Genomic DNA, 14,809 nt, shown 5'->3' with positions numbered 1-14,809 from the left:
CAGCCCGCCGGCCAACCCTCCCCAGGAGCCCATGTGCTTCCCCGCACCGGTGACGTACTGCACGTGACTCGCGCGGCGAGTGTCCAGTTCCTCAGGCCGATCAAGTTCCGGGTGATCCGGGTGCTCGACTGGCCCACCTATGACGGCTGGCTCTGGCTCGACGGCTACGAGTTGAACTCCGCGGGCGACGCGGTCAACCGACGTTCGATCTTCGTTCAGCGGGAAGGTCTGCAGCAACTGCAGGCCGCCCCCGAGCCCCGTCCGCACACCGTGCGGGCCCGACGACCGGTTGCCCGTACCCCAGTCCGGGTGGGCTGACCGGCCCGATCCGCCGCCGGTAGGCGTGCCGCCGCCATAGAATCGGTACGCCCACCCCGGCACAGCTCCACCCGCACGTCCAGGACCCTGACCCTGGGATGGTCATGGTCAATCAGCCCGCCCTTCGGCGGCACCACCGCTCCCGTATCGCCTACGCATTCGGACTACTGGCCCTCCTCGGGGCGATGGCCACAGCGCTGGTCCTCCTCCGAGACCCGGCGATGTCGTCCACCCCGCTGACCGCGCCGGTGCCCGCACCGGAGATCACCGTGGTCGACGCCGACCCTCCGTCGGACGAAGATCCATCGCTGTACGACGAACCCGGTTGGATCGGCGGCGACGCTCCCGGCCAGGCCGCCGACCCGACGGGGCCGGTGGCCGGCCACGGCGCCGGTGGCCAGTCCGACGGCCGTCAGGAGCTGACCGAGGCGGCTCCGGCCGGGCACACCGCCACCGACGTCCGTCGGTCCCTCTTCTGGTCCGGGATCTTCGGTCTCACCATCTCGCTGGCCGGCCTCGGCATGGTCGGTACCCGCCGCCGGATGTGGTGACCAGCGATCACGACGTGCTCGTCACCGTGGGGGTCGGCGTGGTCGGGCTCGCCCCGGTGGAGGGTCGGGCCTGGGACACCACCAGCAGCACCTCGTCGTCGGTCGGCACCGGTGTGCCCGCCTCCGGTTCGGTGCCCACCACCGTGCCCGGCGGCAGTTCCGACGGGCGGTACACCACGCGGTAGGAGAGACCGAGCCGGTTCAACAAACCCTCTGCGGTGGCCTGCGGCAGGCCGGCGAGCGGCGGCACCGGCACCTCGTCCGGTGCCGTTGTGGTCGGCGAACTGCTCGGCGACTCGCTGGTCGGTGCCGCCGAGGTCGGAGGCTCGGTGGTCGGCGCGGCACTCGTCGCACTGGCCGGCGGGAGCGAGGGGGTGGGCCCGGGGTCGTCACGGTCGTCGTCCTGGTTGGCGAGCACCAACCAGAGCGCTCCGCCGAGCAGACCGGCGAACAGCAGCCCGAGCACACCCCAGAGGATCGGCAGCCACCAGCGTCGGCCGCCCTGCTCCTCGACGTACCACTCAGCGGCGTCGGTCGGCCGGGACGGCCGGACCTCGGCCCGCCCGGACCACGACGGCGGTATCTGCGCCGTGCGGTCGGCGGGCGTGCCGGTGGACCGATCGATCGGCATGGTCTCGTCGGGCGACAGATCGGGACGCGCAGGGACGGTTCGGTCGATATGTGCCGTCTGTTCGGGCACCGAAGCAGGACGGCTGTCGATGGGTGCCGTCTCGTCCGCACCCGCGGTTGGTCGGGTCGACGGCGATGACTCCGGCCGGTCGGCGGCCGGGGGCAGGGCCCTGGTTCGGTCGTCGTCGTTCTCGTCGGCGGGAGGCTCCTGGCGGTCGTTGCTCATCGCACGTCCCTTCCCCGAACCGGACGGGCGTCATGGCCCTCGACCGTCAACCTAGTCGTCCATGGCGCCATCGGCGGGGATCAGCGTGCCGAGCCGCGCGGGAGGCGGCGCGTCGATCGGTGCGGGAAACAGCTCAGGGGGTGGGTTTGGTGGTCGGCTGTTCGACGCCGTCCGTGCCACACCAGATGCTGACCTCGTCGTTCCATCGGGCAGCGCCGTCCTCGGCCGGCTCCTGCCGAGTGACCTTTCCACTGCGCCCACTGACGTAACGCGGATAGAGGCCCTCGTCGATCAACTCGTTGGCGGCCTTGTCGCAGTTGTCCCCGACCACGTCCGGAACCTCGGCTGCCGGCGCTGGCCCCGCGACCTGGAGTTGCACCGTCGTACCCCGGGTGACCTCGGTGCCCACCGCTGGCGACGTGTTCTCGACGGTACGGCCGGTGCCGCCACCGAAGACCAACCGCCAGCCCAGCCGCTGCTTACGCAACAAGTCCCGGGCCTCGACGAAGTCGGTACCGATCACCGGCGGCACGGTCAGGCCGGTCCCCTTGGTCGCGCCGGCGGAGGTCCGGACGGCCGACGGTGTGGCCCGCCCGGTGCTCGGCCGGGGCGCGGTGGCCCGACCGGTCGGCGAACCGCTCAAGCTCGCGACGGCGAGGGGATCCTCCGAGGACGTGCCGCCGTCGCCGGCCAGCAGCCAACCACCTGTCGCGCCGACCGCGGCGAGCAGCACAGCGGCCAACCCGCCACCCAGCAACACGCTGGCCCGGCCCGCGCCGGCGCCACCCTGGCCACCGACGGCATCCTGTCGGCCCGTGTTCGTGTCCGTCATACCGCCCACCGCCTCATCACCGGCGACCGTACCGTCCGTCGCCCAACCTGTTGCGCCGGCCGTCCGCACCGGCGGGTCGTTGCGACTCGCCGCGCCGACGACGGGACGTTACGCTGCCCGGCATGGCCAGACAGGGCTGGGGAGTATCGATCGCCACGGCGATCGGGGTCGCTGCCGGCGCGGGCGCCGCACAACTGGGCTTCGGCTACGGGCTCGGCGTCATCGCCTGGACACCCACCGAGGCCGGGGCCACCGACACAGCCTGGGCCGACGGCCTCGCCTGGGCCACCTGGCTCGCTGCCAGCTCCACGGTCCTCGGCGCGGTCTGCGCGCAGCGACTGCACCACCGCGGCGCACCGAAGCCGGCAGAGGTCGCCTCTCCCGACTCGGCGGCCACGCCGGCCACTCGGGCGGACACTCCGGGCACCCAGGCGGACACTCCTGATTCCGCACTCGACACCACCGGCCCGGAGCCGCCGGCCGAGCGTGACGGTCTGCTGCGCCGGATGGCACTCGCGCTCGGCGCCGGCATCGGCGGCCTGGTGACGGTATTGCTGATCGCCGTACCCGCGCGGGTGGCCACCGGCGCGGACACCGGCGCACCGCAGCGCACCGCCGCCGTCCAGGCGACGCTGGGCATCCTGCTGGGCGTGGTCGTCGCGATCTGGGCGCTGCGCTCGCGGGCGGCGGCTGTCAACGTGACCGCGACGGCCGCCTGGCTCTGGCTGCTCGCGGTGGTCTCGGTGATCGACGGGGTACGCGTCGGACGCGGGCTGACCGGTGCGCAACTGGGCACCTGGCACCTCCACCCGGACCACTCGCACTACTGGATCGGTGGCCAGCTCTACTGGCCGGGCGCGCTGTTGGCACTCGTGCCCGCGCTGCTGATCGGCGTGCTGGCCGCCCGGCGGGCGGCGCGTTCGACCGGACACCGGGTCGGCGCTGCGGCCTCCGGCGCTGCCGGGCCGGTGCTCGTCGCGCTCGCCTACCTGACCACACTGCCGCACTGGTCGACGTTGGGCCCCGCGCAGCTGTCCACCCAACTGGTCGCCCCGTACGCGGTGATCGCCGGCGTCGGCGGTTCGGTGCTGGCCGCCGTTCTCGCGGAGCGAGCCGACCGGAACCGGACCACCCAGCTCGGGTCGACCGCGCCGGAGCCGGCTGCCGACTCGACCGCGGCCGTTGCGTCCAAGCCGACGACCCCTGCCACCGCCGGCGGGCCGAACCCAACCCCTGCGACGGCGGAAACGGACCCGGAGCCGCCGGTCTCCGGTAAGTCGAACGGCACCCCGGGCCGCCGTCGCAAGGCCGCCACGACCGGGGCGGCCGGGACGGGTCCCGCACCCGATGAGGACGCTCTGCCCAGAGTGCCCGCGCCCCGGACGGACCCGGACCTCACCGGGCCAGCCGACGAGGACCCGACACCAACCACCCGCCGCCCCACCCGCGCAACCCGCCGCCCCATCCACCCCCCAACGGACTGAATCCAGCCCTCTCCTCCTTGATCATGAAGTCATTGCCATCCCGTCCGGCGTGTCGGGGTAACAACTTCATGGTCAACGCGGGTGGGAGGGGTCAGTCGACCGGCCAGGTGTGCACGGGTTCGTTGGAGCGCTGGAGTTCCGCGTAACGCTGGACCATGTGGTGCAGCGCGGCCTTCCGGTCCATGCCGTGCTGCCGCTCCGCCGCCCAGACCGTCTCGGTCTGCCAGACGGCACCGTTGCGGCCGGTCCGGCAGCGCTGCTCGATGATGCCGAGCAACCGGTCCCGTTGGGCCGCCGCGACGCCGAACCCGTCGAGGCCGGCCGCCGCGGTGGGCAGCAACTGGTCCAGCACCAGCTTGGTGACCGGCACGTCACCGAGCCCGGGCCAGTGCAGGACGGCGTCGAGGCCACGTCGGGCGGCGGCGTGGAAGTTCTCCTCGGCGGAGCTGAAGGTCAGTTGACTCCAGATCGGACGGTCCGCCTCGGCGAGACCACGAGCCAACCCGAAGTAGAAGGCCGCGTTGGCGAGCATGTCCACCACCGTCGGGCCGGCCGGCAACACCCGGTTCTCCACCCGCAGGTGCGGGCGGCCGTTCATGATGTCGTAGACCGGGCGGTTCCACCGGTAGACGGTGCCGTTGTGCAGCCTCAACTCCCCGAGCTTCGGTACGCCGCCGGCGTGCAGCACCTCCACCGGGTCCTCGTCTTCGCAGATCGGCAGCAACGGCGGAAAGTACCGCACGTTCTCCTCGAAGAGGTCGAAGATCGAGGTGATCCATCGCTCGCCGAACCACACCCGAGGGCGTACCCCCTGGGCCTTGAGCTCGTCGGGACGAGTGTCGGTGGCCTGCTGGAACAGGGCGATCCGGGTCTCCGCCCAGAGTTGGCGGCCGTAAAGGTAGGGGCTGTTCGCTCCGACCGCCACCTGCACACCGGCGATTGCCTGGGAGGCGTTCCAGTAGTCGGCGAAGCTGTCGGGCGCCACCTGGAGGTGGAACTGGAGGCTGGTGCAGGCGGCCTCGGGGGCGATCGAGTCGGTGTGCGTCCGCAGTTGCTCGACGCCACGGATGTCCAGCTCGATGTCCTCGCCGCGGGCGCCGACGATCTGGTCGTTGAGCACCCGGTAGCGCTCGTTGGTGGAGAGGTTGTCCTCGACCAGGTGTCCCTCGGTGAGGGTGGGCAGGATGCCGACCAGGACGATGTTCGCGTCGGACCGGGCCGCGCGCTCGTCGGCCCGGGAGAGGCTGCCGCGCAGGTCACGTTCGTAGTCGGCGAAGCCGGCGCCGTCGATCAGCCGGGGCTCGGCGTTGAGTTCGAGGTTGAACTGCCCCAGCTCGGTCTGGAAGAGCGGATCGGCGATGTCGGCGAGGATCTCCTCGTTGCGCATCGCCGGTTCGGCCGTCGAGTCGACCAGGTTGAGTTCGATCTCCAGGCCGGTCATCGGCCGGTCGGCGTCGAACCCGAAGTCGTCGAGCATGAGGGCGAAGACGTCGAGGCACCGCCGCACCTTCTGCCGGTATCGGACGCGATCATCCCGGGTGAAGGCGCCCTGTGAGACGTCCCTGCCCATGTGTCCTCCCGACAGCCGGCGCGGTCGGGATCCTGCCGTCCCGGAAAGCGCATTGTGAACCATCAACGGTAAGAGCGCCGACCTGACCACGGCCAGAGGCCGACGGCGGTGTTCCGACTTCGACCCGAGCGGACGGCTCTCGTGGCGCCATCTGTACCCCGTGGCCGGCCGACACGACCCGATGGCGGTGCGAACAAGTCGTGACAATTACCACGACGCCACCGGGGTGGGTAGACGACGCAGGGCCCGCGCCGACGTGCGGCGCGGGCCCTGCGTACCGGTGATCCGGGAGGGATCAGGCCTGACGGACGGCCTCACCCTCGATCTCGATCTTGATCTTGCGGCTGACCAGCACGCCCCCGGTCTCCAGGGCGACGTTCCAGGTCAGGCCGAACTCCTCGCGGTCGATCTCGGTGCTCGCGGAGAAGCCGAAGATGTCCTGGCCGAACGGGCTGCGGCCGACACCCTCGAACTCCACCTCCAGCTCGACCGGGCGGGTGACGTCCTTGATGGTCAGCTCGCCGGCGAGCACGAACTCGTTGCCGCTGCGGGACTTGACCCCGGTGCTGCGGAATTCGAGGGTCGGGAACTTGTCGGAGTCCAGGAATTCGGGGCTGCGCAGGTGGGCGTCCCGGTCGGCCTGGGTGGTGTCGATGCTGGCGGCCTGGATGGTCGCGACGACCGACGACTGCAGCGGGTCCTCCGCGACGGTGATGGTGGCGGTCGCCTCGTTGAACTCACCGCGAACCTTGCTCACCATCATGTGCCGGGCAACGAAGCCGACCCGCTTGTGCGCCACGTCGAGCGCGTAGGTGCCGGCCGTCGGGATGGTGAGGCCGTCCCAGTCGCGGGTAACCGCATCGATGCTGCTGGTCATGCTGCTGTCCTCCAGGAGATTGTTTAGTAGCCCAACGACTGCTTAAGCAACTATAACTGCAACAACATTCCCTGTGTCAAGTACTGCTAGGATGAACGCGTGACCAACGTCTTCGACGATCCCCGGATCACCGCCGTCGGCCTGCTCTTCGAGGCACACGCCGGGCTGTCCGCCCGGTTCAACGCCCAACTCGAGGAGCACGGCCTGTCCGCGGTCGAGTTCGAGGTCATCACCCGACTGGCCCGCTCGCCGGGCAACCAGCTACGCATGACCGACCTCGCCGCGCAGACCTCACTGTCGACCAGCGGGGTGACCCGCGTGGTGGACCGGATGGAACGTGACGGCCTCCTCACTCGTCGGGCCTGCCCGAACGACCGGCGCAGCTCGTACGCCGTGGTCACCGCTGCGGGGATGCAGCGCCTGAACGAGACGCTGCCCGGTCACCTGCAGATGATCGAGCAGTGGTTCACCGGTCAGCTCGACCCCGAGGCGTTGACCGCCCTCCTCGACGGGCTGCGGCGGGTCCGCGACGCCGCACATCCGTGCGCTACCGCCGGCAGCGACGACACCACCTTCGCGCAGGAGACCGCGACCGATCAACCCTGAGAGCACCCGGGCGGCGGGGCGCCCGCACCGGCAGAAAGACCGGCAGAACTGCCCCCACCAAGCTGGATCATTCGGGCCAAGTCGACTTTCTGCCGTTCCGGCGGTGGCAGGCTTCCCACACCGGGGATCAACCGGGGGGTGACGGCGCGGGCGATCAGCGAGGGGTAGCACCAAGGGGGCTCTTCGTCCGCGCCACTCTCCCGTTGCCCTGCCGTCGTCGATCGCGCAGGAAGCATCCGCCCCAGGGCGCTACGGGGCCGTCGGCCCGTCCCGGTCGGCGGTCAATGCGTAGAGCAGTCCCGACTCGTGGGGCAGCAGCGCGATGCCACTCTCCCGACACACCTGATCGAGCCGATCGAGGACCGCCGGGTCAGCGGTGCTGGCGGCCAGCCCCACCAGCGACTCCACCACGTCCCGCCGATCCTGGCCCGACTCGGCAGCGGCCGCGAACCATTCGGCGGCCAACTCCCGGTCACCCTTGTGCAACGCGAGGTTGCCCTCGATCAGCGCACAGAGGCCGACGTCCGGCCCGTCCCCGGACAGCGCCATGTCACCGGAGCGTTGGCGCGGCACAGCCCGCCCGGATGGTGCTCGCACCGAACCCGCCGCCGCAGCCTCGGCCGTTCCCGCTCGCAACTCGGCGAGCACCTCGGTCGCCTCCGCGGCACGCCCGTCCTGGGCAAGCGCCAGCCCGACGGTCCCGAGCGTTCGGCGACGGCGCCCCTGGTCACCCAGCTCGGACAACGCCGCCATCGCCCGCCGACCACGGTCCACGGCGTCGGCGTACCAACCCTCCAGGCGGGCGACCTCGGCTCGACTGGCCCAGACCAGCACCCGCAGCCGCTGTTCCCCACTCTCGGCGGCGAGTCGGTCCGCCGCAGCGAGCCGGCGTCGCGCCGCAGCCAGGTCACCGGTCCGCATCTCGTGCCAGGCGAGACTGTTCTGAGCCACCGCCAGGTCCCGGGTCCGCCCGTCACGGGCCGCCAACCGCAGCACCACCTCGGCCTGCTCGCGCGCCTCGTCCTGTCGGCCGACGGCGATCAACAGTGTGCCGAGCACGATCCGCGCCTCCAGCTCACCTGTGACATCGCTGGCCTGCCGGAAGGTCTCCAACGCCGCACGCGCCGTCGGTAACTCCTCGGCACCCGCACCGTGCTCGGCCGCGAGGCGGGCGACACCGATCGCGGCCCAGCCCCGCAGGATCGGGTCGGCATCGGCGGTACGCGGGTCCGCCAGCAGGCGGTGCAACCACTGCCGCCCGACGACATCGCGCCCACGGAATCGCCACCAACGGGTCAGGCAGGCCGCCAGCCGCAGCGCCGTCAACGGGTCGTCGGTCGCCGCGTGGGCCAGCGACGAGCTGATGTCACTCGTCATCTCGTCCAGCCGATGCACCGCCTCGGACGAACGCGGACCAACGAGGTCGACGGCGGTCCGCGCCACCAACCGTGTGATCACCTCCGCGTGTCGCCGCCGGATGCAGGTCAACTCCCCCTCGCCGGCCGCCTGCTCGACGGCGTACTCACGGACCGCGTCGAGAAGCCGGAACCGGAACGAACCGGTGCCGCGTACGCTCAGCAGCCCCAGCTCGACGAACCGGTCCAGGCGGGGGACGGGATCGATCGCCACGGTGCCGTCCTGGTCGGCCTTGTCGGCGAGCATCTCCTCGGCCAACTCCACCGACCAGCGGTTGCCGAACACGGCGAGCTGCCGCAGCGCCGCCCGCTCGTCCGGAGCCAGCAGTCGGTAGCTGGTCGCCACCGCCTCGCGCAGGGTGACCGTGGCGACCGCGGAAGGGGTGGTCGGCCGTCGGGTGAGCGCGTCCGGCGCGTCCCAACCGGGGTGGACCGTGGCGTCGGCGGGAGCGGCCAGGTCGAGCACCCGATCGCCGTACCGGTTCAGCAGTTCGGTGAGGTCGAGGAGCCGACCCCGGGCGGCCATCAGCTCGATGGCGAGCGGCAGCCCGCCCAGGCGGCGAACCAGCGCGGCGAGCGCGGGCAACTCGTCGGGGGTGGGTGTCTCCCGGCGGACCTGGGCGAGCCGGGCGGTGAACAGGGCCACCGCCGGCCACGTTTCGAGTGTGGCCAGTCCGGTGTGCGCGACGTCCGGGGGCGGCACGTCGAGCGGCGCGACCGGCCAGACCCGCTCGCCGGGTAGACCGACCGGGTGCCGCCCGGTGACCAGCACCCGCAGCGACGGCAGGGCTGCGATCAGCCGGTGCACCGTCGCGGCGGCCGGACCCGGGGCGCGTTCCACGGCGTCCATCACCAGCAGGACCGGTCGGCCGGCGAGCTGGGCGACGAGTTCCGTCGGCCGCGCCGCGCCGAGTACGGCCATCGAGGCGGCGAGTACGTCCGGCCCGTCCGAGCCCTCGCCGATCAGCACCCCGGCCACTCCGGCCGGGTGGGCGGGGGCCACCGCGTGCGCCACCGACGTCGCCAGGGCGGTCTTGCCGACCCCGGCCAGCCCGACCAGGCTCACCAGCCGAGGGCCGCGCTCCTCGGTCAGCATGGCGGTCAGCTCGGTGATGTCGCGGTCCCGACCGATCAGCGCGACCGGAGGTGGGAGGCTGACCGGCCGGTCGGAGGTCGGGACAGCGATCGCCGTAGAGGTGGTGTCCGGCCGGGTTGACTCGGTGCCGGAGCCGCGGGCCGCAGCCAGGAACGCCGCCCGGTCGGCGCCGGCCAAGGCCAACGCCGCGGCGAGCAGGTCCACAGTGGTGCGCTGCGGCCGGACCGCCCGACCACGCTCCAGATCGCGCACCGTCCGCACACCCACCCCGGCCCGGGACGCCAGCTCGGCCTGGGTCAGGCCGACGGCGCGTCGATGCTCGCGAAGCAGCTCCGGCAGCGGGGTACGGCCAGCCGGGCTCCGCGACCCATCATGATCCGGAGTCATGGGCACGAAGAGTACGGATCGACTCCGACGGTTGGCAGTCGAACGTCGGGCTATTGACGCCCACCCGCCGAAATCCGACAGCCGTACGGCCAGCCGGTCCGGTACGGACGGCGGGTGGAACGGTTCAGAGGCCCAGGTCCCGAGCGATGATCATCCGCTGCACCTCGCTGGTGCCCTCGCCGATCTCCAGGATCTTGGAGTCCCGCCAGAAACGGGCTACCGGGTACTCGTTCATGAAGCCGTACCCGCCGTGGATCTGGGTCGCCTCCCGGGCGTTGTCGACAGCGATCGTGCTGGCGTGCAGCTTGGCGATGGCGGCCTGCCGCTTGAACGGCTCGCCGGCCAGCATCCGGGCGGCGGCGTCGTAGTAGGCCAGCCGGGCGGTGTGCGCCTTCAGCTCCATGTCCGCGATCTTGAACTGGATCGCCTGGTTGGCGCCGATCGGCTGACCGAAGGCGTGCCGCTCCTTCGCGTACTTGATCGACTCGTCGACACAGCCCTGGGCGAGGCCGACGGCCAGCGCGGCGATGGCGATCCGACCCTCGTCGAGGATCCGCAGGAACTGCGCGAAGCCCCGACCCCGCGCGCCGAGCAGGTTGGCCGCTGGTACGCGGCAGTCGTCGAAGGTCAGCTCGTGGGTGTCCGAGGCGGTCCATCCCACCTTGGAGTAGCCCGGCGCGACGGTGAACCCGGGCGTGCCGGTCGGCACGATGATCGTCGACAGCTCCTTGGAGCCGTCCGGGTTCGTGCCGGTCACCGCCGTGACGGTCACCATCGCCGTGATGTCGGTGCCCGAGTTGGTGATGAACGCCTTCGACCCGTTGATCACCCACTCGTCGCCGTCCAGCACCGCGCGGGTCTGGGTGCCGGCGGCGTCCGAGCCGGTGCCCGGCTCGGTGAGCCCGAAACCGGCCAACGCCTCGCCGCTGAGCAGCCTGGGCAGCCAGGTCGCCTTCTGCTCCTCGGTGCCGAAGCGGTAGATCGGCATCGCACCCAACGAGACCGCCGCCTCCAGCGTGATGGCCACGCTGGAATCGACCCGCGCCAGCTCCTCCAGGGCCAGGCAGAGCGCGAAGTAGTCGCCGCCCATCCCACCGTGCTCCTCGGCGAAGGGCAGGCCGAACAGGCCCATCTTGCCCATCTGCCGGACCACCTCGTACGGGAAGGTGTGTTGCTCGTAGTGCTCGGCGATGACCGGGGCGACCACCTCGCGTGCGAAGTCCCGCACGCTTTCCCGCAGCGCCGCTTGTTCGTCGGTGAGCCGGAAGTCCATGTCATCCTCCAGTGGGGACGGTCCGCCGGCGCTCGTGACGCCGGGACGGGTCGCTGTGCGGGCGGTCGAGGATCAGACCGGGGTCACGCCGTGCCGGCGTCGGGAGAAGTGCCGGTCCTTCGTACGCGCCGCCGCGAAGCGACGGACCAGCTCGGTACGCAGGTCGTGCGGCTCGACGATGGCGTCCACCACCAGCTCGCTGGCGAGCCGGACCACGTCGATGTCCTGCTCGTACTCGGCCCGCTTGGCGGCCACGAAGGCGGCCCGCTCGGCCTCGTCCTCGATGGCGGCGATCTTGTTGGCGTAGACGGCGTTCACAGCGGCCTCGGCCCCCATCACCGCGATCTTCGCGGTCGGCAGGGCGATCGTGGCGTCCGGCTCGAAACCGGGACCGGCCATCGCGTAGAGGCCGGCGCCGTACGCCTTGCGGACCACCACGCAGATCTTCGGGACCGTCGCCTCGGAGATCGCGGTGATCATCTTTGCGCCGTGCCGGATGATGCCCTGCTTCTCCACGGCGCTGCCGACCATGAAGCCGGGTACGTCGCTGAGGAACAGCAGCGGCACGTTGAAGGCGTCGCAGAGCTGCACGAACCGGGTGGCCTTGTCGGCCGAGTCGACGAAGAGCACGCCGCCCTTGAACATCGAGTTGTTGCCGACGACACCGACGACCTGCCCGTCGAGGCGACCGAAGCCGATGGTCAGCTCCTTGGCCCAGAGGGCTTGGATCTCGAAGAAGGAGCCCTCGTCGAGCAGTCCCTTGGCGTACCGCCGCATGTCGAACGCCTGCCGCTCGCTGGCCGGCACCAGCGCGGCCAGGTCGGCCTTCGCGGGCGCGGCGACGGCCGGCGCGGCCGGCGGCGTCTGGGTCCAGTTCGCCGGGAGGTACGACAGGTAGGTCTTCACCACGTCGAGCGCGTCGGCCTCGGTCTTGCAGAGGAAGTGCCCGACACCCGATTCGGCGGTGTGCACCTTGGCTCCACCCATCGCCTCCAGGGTGGTCTTCTCGCCGGTGACCATCTCGACCATCCGGTCGGAGCCGAGGTACATGCTCGCGTTGCCGTCGACCAGGGCCACCACGTCGCAGAACGCCGGGATGTACGCCCCACCGGCGGCGCTCGGACCGAACAGCGCGCACACCTGCGGGATCGAACCCGAGGCGCGCACCTGGTTCCAGAAGATCTTGCCGGCGCCACGACGGCCGGGGAAGAGGTCGACCTGGTCGGTGATCCGCGCGCCGGCCGAGTCGACCAGGTAGACCATCGGCACGCCGGCGCCGTACGCCCGCTCGATGATTCGGATGATCTTTTCGACGGTGCGGGCGCCCCAGCTGCCGGCCTTGACCGTGGAGTCGTTGGCCATCAGGCAGACCTGTCGGCCGTCGATCGTGGCGGTGCCGGTGACCACCCCGTCGGCGGGCAACCCTTCGGCCATCGAGTTGGCGTAGAGGCCGTCCTCGACGAACGAACCCTCGTCGACCAGGAGCGCGACCCGCTCACGGGCGAAGAGCTTGCCCTTGGCCGCGTTGGCCGCGTGGTACTTGTCCGCGCCGCCGGACCGGGCCCGCTTGCGCAGCTGCTCCAGTGCCTCACCGTCGAGCGTCACGCCGACTCCCTCGCCGTACCGACCTGAACGATCGTTAGGCTAGCGCATCGGCGTGGTTGTCGGCGACCTACGAGCGAACCAGACAGTTGGACCGAGAGCAAGACATTGAAAAACATGAATACATATCGCTAGGCTCCTGGCACCCCCCTCCCAGATTGGAGTCAGCGATGACCTCACGACTCAATCGGCTCGCCGTCGCGGTGCTCGCGACGACACTCGCCACCCTCGGCGTCACGGTCGCCAACCCGTCGCCCGCGTCCGCCGCCATGACCATCTGCTACAACACCAGCCAGGCAGGCAGCTACGCCGGCACCGCCAACCAGGCCGCCTCGATCTGGAACAACGCCACCGTCAACCTGACGCTCTCCGCCAACTGCGGCTCCAACCTGCGGATCTACCAGATCACCGGCGGCGGCTCGTACGCCGTCCGGACCAGCCTCGGCAACGGCCGGGTCTACATCGACACCCAGCAGGCCGCGCAGTACAGCCCGCTTCGCATCATGACCCACGAGATCGGGCACATCCTCGGCCTGCCGGACAACTACAACGGCAACTGCTCGCTGCTGATGTCCGGTGGCAGCGCCGGCACCAGCTGCACCAACCCGTACCCGAGCAGCGCCGAGGCGAACCGGGTGAGCAACCTCTTCGCCGGCACCCGCATCGCCACCGAGCGCAGCACCGACCGCGCCGAGGCGGACATCTTCCGCGACAGCTGGCCGAGCATGCTCACCACGGTGGGCTGATCGACCTGGTACGTCGGAGGGGCCGGCCTCGGGCCGGCCCTCCCCACGTCTCACTCAGCTCGGCATCGGCGTCAGCCGGGTCCGCGGACCGGCCCGCAGCACACCCGACGGCAGCCTCTTGCCGAGCAACTCCTCGGCCAACTCCGCCGCCTCGACGAGGGCCGCCAGGTCGATGCCGGTGTCGATGCCCATGTCGTGCAACATGTGCACAGCCTCCTCGGTCGCCAGGTTGCCGCTGGCCCCCGGCGCGTACGGGCAGCCGCCCAGGCCACCGACGCTGGCGTCGAACTCGGTCACCCCCAGCTCCATCGCGGTCAACAGGTTGGCCAGCGCCGTGCCCCGGGTGTTGTGGAAGTGCAGCAGCACCGGCACGTTCGCGTTACGGTCGCGTACCGCGGTCAACAGCTCGCGGACCCGGCGCGGCGTTCCCATGCCGGTGGTGTCGCCGAACGCGACCCGGTCGGCGCCGTCCCGGACCACCCGGTCGACGATGCCGGCCACCCGCGTCGGATCGATGTCACCCTCGTACGGGCAGCCGAAGCTGGTCGCCACGATCACCTCCACCCGAGCGGACGCGCCGTGCAGCAGGTCGATCAGTTCGGCGATGTCGTCCAACGACTCGTCGGTCGACCGGTTGACGTTGCGGCGGTTGTGCGTGTCACTGGCGGAGACCACCACCTCGATCTCGCCGAACCCGGCGGCGAGGGCCCGCTGGGCGCCCCGGGTGTTCGGCACCAGCGCCGAGTACCGCACCCCGTCGGCCTTGACCGCCCGCTGCCACACCTCGTCGGCGTCGGCCATCTGCGGGATCGCCTTCGGGTGCACGAACGACACCGCCTCGATCCGGCGCACACCGGTGCCGGAGAGCGCGTCGAGCAGACGGACCTTGGCGTCGGTCGGGATCGGGTCCTCATTCTGCAACCCGTCCCGTGGCCCGACCTCGCGGATCGAGACGGAATCTGGCAACTGGCTCATCGGTCACCTCGCTGTGACGTCGGATCGGGACAGCATGTCGGCCGCTTTGCTCTGCTGCCCTATGTGCGACGGCTACTGTCCGTCATCGGGACGCCGCTGTCGCATATAGGTAAGCAGAGCAAAGGGCCCGTCAACCAGTCTGGCCCGGCCGCCGGGCCGCACCGCCGGGGCCGCCGGGGCCGCCGGGCAACAGTGCCAGGCCGGGCCGCCGGCCGGCGGAC

Annotated in this window: 13 protein-coding genes; 5 read left to right on the top strand and 8 right to left on the bottom strand. The window is 71.1% G+C overall.

The window, feature by feature from the left end; translation table 11 throughout:
* The first annotated feature begins 33 nt into the window (after positions 1-33).
* Together O7631_RS05420 and O7631_RS05415 are read left to right on the top strand one after the other, a co-directional pair.
* A complete protein-coding gene (locus O7631_RS05420; RefSeq protein WP_278143274.1) occupies positions 34-318 on the top strand; it encodes a hypothetical protein in 285 nt (94 codons plus the stop codon).
* A 98-nt stretch (positions 319-416) separates the two neighbouring features.
* On the top strand, positions 417-869 hold the full coding sequence (locus tag O7631_RS05415) for a hypothetical protein (RefSeq protein ID WP_278143273.1): 453 nt from the start codon (positions 417-419) through the stop codon (positions 867-869).
* A 7-nt stretch (positions 870-876) separates the two neighbouring features.
* On the opposite strand, the gene O7631_RS05410 is transcribed toward O7631_RS05415, so the two are convergent.
* Together O7631_RS05410 and O7631_RS05405 are read right to left on the bottom strand one after the other, a co-directional pair.
* Entirely contained in the window at positions 877-1,500 is a 624-nt protein-coding gene (locus tag O7631_RS05410) for a PASTA domain-containing protein (RefSeq protein ID WP_278143272.1), read from the bottom strand.
* A 358-nt stretch (positions 1,501-1,858) separates the two neighbouring features.
* Complete coding sequence (locus O7631_RS05405; RefSeq protein WP_278143271.1) at positions 1,859-2,557, bottom strand: PASTA domain-containing protein; 699 nt, start codon at positions 2,555-2,557, stop codon at positions 1,859-1,861.
* A 122-nt stretch (positions 2,558-2,679) separates the two neighbouring features.
* Here O7631_RS05405 and O7631_RS05400 point away from each other — a divergent pair, with 122 nt between their 5' ends.
* Positions 2,680-4,041 carry a hypothetical protein gene (locus tag O7631_RS05400; protein ID WP_278143270.1) on the top strand — a complete coding sequence of 454 codons (1,362 nt, stop codon included), beginning with the start codon at positions 2,680-2,682 and terminating at the stop codon, positions 4,039-4,041.
* A 91-nt stretch (positions 4,042-4,132) separates the two neighbouring features.
* Here O7631_RS05400 and O7631_RS05395 read toward each other — a convergent pair whose 3' ends face one another.
* Together O7631_RS05395 and O7631_RS05390 are read right to left on the bottom strand one after the other, a co-directional pair.
* On the bottom strand, positions 4,133-5,611 hold the full coding sequence (locus tag O7631_RS05395) for a glutamate--cysteine ligase (protein ID WP_278143269.1): 1,479 nt from the start codon (positions 5,609-5,611) through the stop codon (positions 4,133-4,135).
* 295 nt (positions 5,612-5,906) lie between these two features.
* Positions 5,907-6,488, bottom strand: a complete 582-nt coding sequence (locus O7631_RS05390) for a YceI family protein (protein ID WP_269681737.1) — start codon at positions 6,486-6,488, stop codon at positions 5,907-5,909.
* Between the two features lie 99 nt (positions 6,489-6,587).
* Between O7631_RS05390 and O7631_RS05385 the strand changes: the two genes are divergently transcribed.
* Positions 6,588-7,094: a MarR family transcriptional regulator gene (locus tag O7631_RS05385; protein ID WP_278143268.1), complete on the top strand. Its 507-nt coding sequence runs from the start codon at positions 6,588-6,590 to the stop codon at positions 7,092-7,094.
* A gap of 249 nt (positions 7,095-7,343) precedes the next feature.
* Here O7631_RS05385 and O7631_RS05380 read toward each other — a convergent pair whose 3' ends face one another.
* The 3 genes from O7631_RS05380 to O7631_RS05370 all read right to left on the bottom strand — a co-directional run bounded on the left by O7631_RS05380 (position 7,344) and on the right by O7631_RS05370 (position 12,870).
* Positions 7,344-9,992 carry a helix-turn-helix domain-containing protein gene (locus tag O7631_RS05380; protein ID WP_278143267.1) on the bottom strand — a complete coding sequence of 883 codons (2,649 nt, stop codon included), beginning with the start codon at positions 9,990-9,992 and terminating at the stop codon, positions 7,344-7,346.
* A gap of 124 nt (positions 9,993-10,116) precedes the next feature.
* A complete protein-coding gene (locus tag O7631_RS05375; RefSeq protein ID WP_088986996.1) occupies positions 10,117-11,265 on the bottom strand; it encodes an acyl-CoA dehydrogenase family protein in 1,149 nt (382 codons plus the stop codon).
* 72 nt (positions 11,266-11,337) lie between these two features.
* Complete coding sequence (locus O7631_RS05370) at positions 11,338-12,870, bottom strand: acyl-CoA carboxylase subunit beta (protein WP_088986997.1); 1,533 nt, start codon at positions 12,868-12,870, stop codon at positions 11,338-11,340.
* Between the two features lie 167 nt (positions 12,871-13,037).
* Here O7631_RS05370 and O7631_RS05365 point away from each other — a divergent pair, with 167 nt between their 5' ends.
* Entirely contained in the window at positions 13,038-13,613 is a 576-nt protein-coding gene (locus tag O7631_RS05365) for a snapalysin family zinc-dependent metalloprotease (protein ID WP_278143266.1), read from the top strand.
* Between the two features lie 54 nt (positions 13,614-13,667).
* Here O7631_RS05365 and O7631_RS05360 read toward each other — a convergent pair whose 3' ends face one another.
* Entirely contained in the window at positions 13,668-14,579 is a 912-nt protein-coding gene (locus O7631_RS05360; RefSeq protein ID WP_278147850.1) for a hydroxymethylglutaryl-CoA lyase, read from the bottom strand.
* Positions 14,580-14,809: the final 230 nt, after the last annotated feature.

The organism is Micromonospora sp. WMMD967, assembly GCF_029626165.1.
GTDB classification, from domain to species: Bacteria; Actinomycetota; Actinomycetes; order Mycobacteriales; family Micromonosporaceae; genus Micromonospora; species Micromonospora taraxaci.
Note: the sequence above shows the minus strand (reverse complement) of the source record. Positions and strands in the feature narration are given on the sequence as shown.